Origin of the sequence: Tropicimonas sp. (assembly GCF_047971885.1) — a bacterium.
Taxonomy (GTDB): Bacteria; Pseudomonadota; Alphaproteobacteria; order Rhodobacterales; family Rhodobacteraceae; genus Tropicimonas.
The window spans coordinates 1-5,993 of sequence record NZ_JBKEAE010000051.1; the positions used below are offsets into that span (position 1 = coordinate 1).

Below are 5,993 nucleotides of genomic sequence, written 5' to 3' on the forward strand. Positions count from 1 at the left end.
TCTGCTCCTAATCTTTGGCAATCTATAACAGACAGAATGCTCGTCGCACGAAATGGGGTTAAGCTGCCTCCTATATAAATAGAAGGTGATTGTGATATCTTTGTAAGGACTATCCTATTCATTTTTCAAAGTTCAAGTGAAAGGATTTTAATTACCCTTTCACCCTCTGCCCAAAATCAGCTATTTGTTAACCCTGAAAATTAAACTTTTTTAAAAATTCTTCAAATTTCTTTCGAATCAATGTAATACTCTTAGATACTGCAACAAATGAAACACCCTCAATAGCTGCGATTTCACGCATTGTTTTTCCTTCCGCATACATGAACAATCTTTCTTTCTGAATTAACGACAACTCTTTTTCCAAGAATTTTGCTAATATTTCACCAAATTCTTTCTCATGAATCATATTGAAAATCAAATCTTCTGGTGACTCACACACTTCACTGGTAACCGCTTCCTCGAGTAATTCCGTAGAATTACGTTCTTCATAATGATCTTTATTACATCTAACACGGTAATCTTCATCTGAATATTTCTTGATTTCATAGAAATCTTTTTCTTTTTTATCTGGGTTTTCTTTTAAAAATCTTTCCTTAGTAATAACAATCCTTTCCCCAGTTACAGTTTGATATATAATGCTGCTCTTTTCTTTTTTATTGACTGCGTAGTCATTTTTCCAAAACTCGCTCATGTGCGTTCCTCCTAATTTTTGAATTAACTTGTTGTTTGTTCAAAAATTAAAAGTTACTGACTTCTGTTTTTTTGCATCTATCCTCTTTCTCTACGAAGAGTAAAACCAGAAACAAAAAAAGAGCCTAGAGTAAGCCTGAATTGTTTTCAGCTTTACTCCGGCTCGGCGGTATCTAGTCTATGGTTGTCCATACCTGATCCATAGCTCGGTAGTTTATAATTTATTTGAAATAAAAAAAGACCTGATAAAAACACTTCTAGAATTTCTTCTAGATCTGTTTTCATCAGGCGTTGGTCGCTATAGTAATTAACTATGCGCCGATTTGCTCAGTATGAATAATTCATTTTTCTTATTGTAGTTATGGAGGGAAACTGCCACAACTCCACGGCATACCGGACATTTTATTTGAATGATGCCTGTTGCTCCCGGTAATAAATCAAACAGTCTTTTATTGCGACAGCAAGGACAAGCAACGTGAATAACTTCATCTTCCACATTTGACACCTCCACTATATTTTGCGTATGCAACTGTTTAGTATTGCTTTTTGCCTTCTAAGATAGCGTAATTAAATTATAGAACATACGTTCTTATTTTGCAATATTTATATTTATTATTTTCCAATCTACGTTGCCTTTTTTACGATTTTTGATTTCACAATATATCTCATATAGTGTGAATTAAAATGCAATTCACACAGTAAGAATTGCGAAGTTCTCGCAAAGGCGCTCATTCCTTATTCTTACAGGTTTTGAGATGCCGCATAGCGACATCATGTTTGGTAATATGTATTATCTATACTAAATTAATATTTTATTGAACTCGTCATTATATGTTTTTAACCTGTTATAATTTTCATTTATTTCAATATTACAGATTACTCTACATCTTGGGCATTTAATCTGGACGACACCTTTCCCATCTATTTTTATATCAAATAATCTTTTATTTCCGCAGTTTGGGCAAGGTACTGAATCTAGGTTTTCTTTGTTTTTCATGTTTTTCCCCTTTTCCATTTTATTTTCTTTATTTGGAATTTTACCATCATTATAAGGCAATAATCATTTTGTAATTCCATTATCTGCTATCAACATGGATTCATTGTACTCTCAGCAATCATCATTGTCAATAGCTCATTCCATTTTTTATTATTTTTTTGGATTTATATGATACAATTCTTCATTTCTATTCATTGTGTTTCCGTTTTTATTGACTTTTTCGGAATCTAGCATTATAATTCTATTCATTAGGAGGTGTTTACATGAAACAATCAATACGCATAACAAATCTTCCAGAAATGGAGGGATATAAAGAATATGATTTTATTATTTATTCTAATGATGAAAAAAAACAAAAAAGAATACGAAGAAAAATAGAAATATCACAAAGCATGTCAGATAAACTTGAGGAATTGCTCTCGTATGTTCTTGAAAATACACTAGATAGAAACAGTACAATTAATTACATACGACAAGAACAAATATTCTCATCTTACGAAACTGATTTAATGCCTTATTTAGATAGCCTCTATTTTAATTATATAAAAAGTACTACTTGGATAGATCCCACTGACAAAATTGAAAATGAAATGAATGCCTTGTTTCCAATAGATTTAGATGCAAGATTTTGTTTTTTAGGGAAAGCCGGTGTAGGAAAATCAACAATCATTCAAAAGATTTCACCTTTTTTTGGAATTGATGGTATTAACTTCCCCTTTACTGATACATCAAGAACATCCACTTTTCCTGCTGAATACTGTTTTGTTCCTAATAAACACATTTATAGATTCGCTGTTATATTTAAGGAAAAGTCAATAATTGATTTGCAAATAAACGAATGCATTGAACGTGGTATTAACAAGCTCATAGAGTTAAAGCTTAACAATTTAACTACAGCTTCACCAATTGATATAGTAATACCTTATTTTTTTACTGATCCATCCCAAACATATGACATACGATATTCTCTTGGGAAATATGTCAAGACAACCTCTCCCAACTACTCTCTTGAATCAAATCAAAGTATTATTAATTTTTGGAATAATATATTTGATCTGATGAACAAACTCGTTGATACAATTATTCCGCTCAGTGAAATGAGCGACATCAAACCTGATTTCTATCAAGAACGTTTTCAAACTATAATTAAAGAGAGCGATTCATCAAACCAGTGTTTCTCCCTTTATTTAGAATTAGGAAATCAGATTCATCATAAAATCGAAAAAAATACAAACTGTATATTTGACAACTTAACCAATAATAATACAATTGATATTATAACAAGAAACAATGAACAATTTTTATGTGAATTTAAGCATAGTAGTATTCTTGAAAATGATTTTTTCAACTTTATTAAGATATTTACCGAAAAGAAAGCTAGCAACTTTGGCAAAGCTCTATTTAATCTTGTTGGAATACTACGTATAGAGTTACCTCTTAATCCTAAAATCAACTTATCACATAAAGATAAATCTTTCTCAATTTTAGATACAATAGGTATTGCTCATAATAATGATGGTAGCGGTGGTTTCGAAGACAGCACGCGCTTATCATTATCCGAAATCGATGGCGTTGCGATTATTGATGATTCAAATTTTAATGGCGACAATAATGTGGGAGCAATATTACAGCATCTCTCATCTCGAATTGATTACAATAAAATATTCTTTACTTTTACTTTTTTTGACAATCTAAAAAAGGCTGATTTTGATGAAGACGATGATATTGATTCACAAAAAATAACATATCTAAGCTCCATAGAAACTCAGACCATAAAAAATGTTATTATTGATCGCGAAGTTGCACAGACATTATGTCAAAAATTAACCAACGGCGATACATTTTTTTTAAAGGGATTAATGAATGAAGACGACTATTCCAGTGTCCGCAACATGCTCGATCAAATGATCTCGTCAACAGTAGCTAGTAAAAATATTTATGGCTTTTTCAAATATAATAAAACCTTGTCTATTTTTGAGTATGATTACAAAAAACTTCCGTTACTTTATTCAGAAGCAATTAATTCGTTCAAAAAAACACAATATGAAATATATAACGTTCATCCACCTCACTTTAAAACAACAGAAGCGTTAACCAGGAGACTTGCAACAAAAATATCCTATTTCAGCGGTGCAAGAACGCTAAAGCCAGTTGATGATTTATATAACTCCTTAATCACTGTTCTTGCTCCATATATTTCAAAGCCTCAAAAAATAAATATAGGTTCAAAAGATAATGATCCCACTCTCCCATCCATAGATACAATTATCGGTATACTTAAGAATATTGTATCAGAGAAATTGCGTTCTTCTATTAACTATTGTTTTTTTGAACCTTCAAAATTACAAGAATGGAAAGAATTATATCAACTTTCTGGCCTTGGCACCGATTTGGAACGACGAAACGGAATACTTGACACCGAAGAATTAATTGCTCCAGATATTATTAAATATTTAAACGACGAGATACCAGAACACCTAATTAATATTATCGAAGATTCACTTAAGACCTCCCTACTGGATCTTGAACAAACATTAGATTTGGACAAAAACTAAGTCTTAACAATCATTAAAAATCCAGTAACAATCTCCCGTTACTGGATTTTTTTCAGTTTCTTGAAATCCGATTGCATACGAAGGTTCCCTTGTCTATATATTTACTAAATCCACTCTAAATGATCCCTTTCGATCTTCCAGGTAATTCACCTCATACTGAATTATCTGTACTACCCATCCCTGAAACGTCTGCTTCTGAAGATGAGGTGCTGATCTTGGTATTCCACTTCTATTGTCTCATAACGTTTTGTCTTACATTCTCACCCTTAGATGATAATCTATCTAATTCCATCCGATTCATTCATATGATGATATATAAGCTATGTTTTATATCATTATATGATATTTTATTCTTGATAATTGTATCAGCCTAGTGTACAATATAGACCGAAGGTGGTAGTGTACAAACTAACCCGTGATGGCATTTCACTAACCCTACAAGTTTAGTGTCAATATGAAAGGAGTATCATGAACCAGATAGGAAAGAAATTATCAGAACTTAGAATTGAAAAAGGACTTTCTCAACCTGAACTTGCAGAACGTTTAATGGCAATCGGTATCCCGACAAATGGACAAAAGATTAGTAAATGGGAAACTGATTACTCCATTCCCAATGCGTATCAATTTTTAGCTCTTTGTAATGCTTTAGATATCCGAGATGTTCTTGAAATATTTGATATTAAAGATAATCCCATTTCACAATTAGATAAAACAGGGAAACAAAAGGTTGCCGAATATATTGATCTTCTCGTTCTTAGTGGAAAATATACGAAAAAATCTGCTACTGTGATTCCATTTACAAGACAGATTAAATTATTTGATATCCCGGTTTCTGCCGGAACTGGTCAGTTTTTGGATTCTGACGCTTATGAATTAATTGATATAGGAAGTGAGGTTCCTGAAACTTCTGATTTTGGACTTCGTATTTCTGGTAACAGCATGGAACCTGAATATCTAGATGGACAGATTGTTTGGGTACATCAACAAAAAGTACTAAGTGATGGTGAGATTGGTATCTTCGGATATGATAACAATGCGTATTGTAAAAAACTGTCTCTTACAACAGCGGGCACTAAATTGATTTCACTTAATACAGATTATGCTCCTATTGAGATACCCAAAGGCGAAACTTTACACGTATTTGGAAAAGTTGTTGGAAAGGAAGGATGTTTGACCAATGCCTAAATTTGAAGATTTTGAAACAGAACAATATTATTATCAAAAGTTGCGTGAACTAGGAATACAACATATAAGCTGGAACAGCCAATTAAAAGTGCTGACTAAGGATCTTATCGATGAAGCACTTGAAGATCTTACTTCTTCGATACCTGAACTCAAAAGAGCATCCTTTGATGAAATTCATATATGCTAGTAATCAAGTATTATCTGTACTAATTTCACGCTGCGTTTTCGCAGCATATATTTATTTTACTTGCATTGTCGCAGCATTTGTATTATTATATGATTTGGAGATGATAAGATGAATAAATTAGGCCAATATCTTTTACACTTACGTACTGAACACAATTACAGTCAAAAATTTATACAAGAACAAACAGGTGTAACTGATTCTCAGCAAAGCAGAATAGAAAACGGAAAAACATGTGACGTGTCCCCCATTTCACTCAAGAAACTATCTGATTTTTATGAAGTTAGTATTATTGAGTTATTCAAAATGGCGGGCTTTATTAACGATAAAGATCTTGAACAATATTCCAGAGTCTTCTCTTATGCAGAACTACTTTCTGAAG

General features: G+C 32.2%; 5 protein-coding genes. 4 read left to right on the forward strand and 1 reads right to left on the reverse strand.

Annotation, left to right across the window (positions count from 1 at the left end; genetic code table 11):
• Positions 1-187: 187 nt before the first annotated feature.
• A complete protein-coding gene (locus tag ACK5IR_RS05400; RefSeq protein WP_416926667.1) occupies positions 188-691 on the reverse strand; it encodes a hypothetical protein in 504 nt (167 codons plus the stop codon).
• 1,259 nt (positions 692-1,950) lie between these two features.
• On the opposite strand from ACK5IR_RS05400, the gene ACK5IR_RS05405 reads away from it, so the two are divergent.
• The 4 genes from ACK5IR_RS05405 to ACK5IR_RS05420 all read left to right on the forward strand — a co-directional run.
• Positions 1,951-4,242, forward strand: coding sequence for a hypothetical protein (locus ACK5IR_RS05405; protein ID WP_416926669.1), 2,292 nt, complete (start codon positions 1,951-1,953; stop codon positions 4,240-4,242).
• A gap of 468 nt (positions 4,243-4,710) precedes the next feature.
• Positions 4,711-5,427 carry an XRE family transcriptional regulator gene (locus ACK5IR_RS05410; protein WP_416926671.1) on the forward strand — a complete coding sequence of 239 codons (717 nt, stop codon included), beginning with the start codon at positions 4,711-4,713 and terminating at the stop codon, positions 5,425-5,427.
• The gene (locus ACK5IR_RS05415) at positions 5,420-5,614 is read left to right on the forward strand and encodes a hypothetical protein (protein ID WP_416926673.1); all 195 of its coding nucleotides are present in this window, start codon (positions 5,420-5,422) and stop codon (positions 5,612-5,614) included. Before ACK5IR_RS05410 ends, ACK5IR_RS05415 begins: the two co-directional genes overlap by 8 nt.
• 108 nt (positions 5,615-5,722) lie before the next feature.
• Positions 5,723-5,993: helix-turn-helix domain-containing protein (locus ACK5IR_RS05420; RefSeq protein WP_416926675.1), on the forward strand; the 271-nt coding region annotated here is incomplete at its 3' end.

Excerpts from the sequence above, each read along its gene's own strand:
- ACK5IR_RS05410 (WP_416926671.1), top strand. The coding sequence starts at position 4,711 with ATGAACCAGATAGGAAAGAAATTATCAGAACTTAGAATTGAAAAAGGA.
- ACK5IR_RS05405 (WP_416926669.1), top strand. The coding sequence starts at position 1,951 with ATGAAACAATCAATACGCATAACAAATCTTCCAGAAATGGAGGGATAT.
- ACK5IR_RS05400 (WP_416926667.1), bottom strand. The coding sequence starts at position 691 with ATGAGCGAGTTTTGGAAAAATGACTACGCAGTCAATAAAAAAGAAAAG.
- ACK5IR_RS05415 (WP_416926673.1), top strand. The coding sequence starts at position 5,420 with ATGCCTAAATTTGAAGATTTTGAAACAGAACAATATTATTATCAAAAG.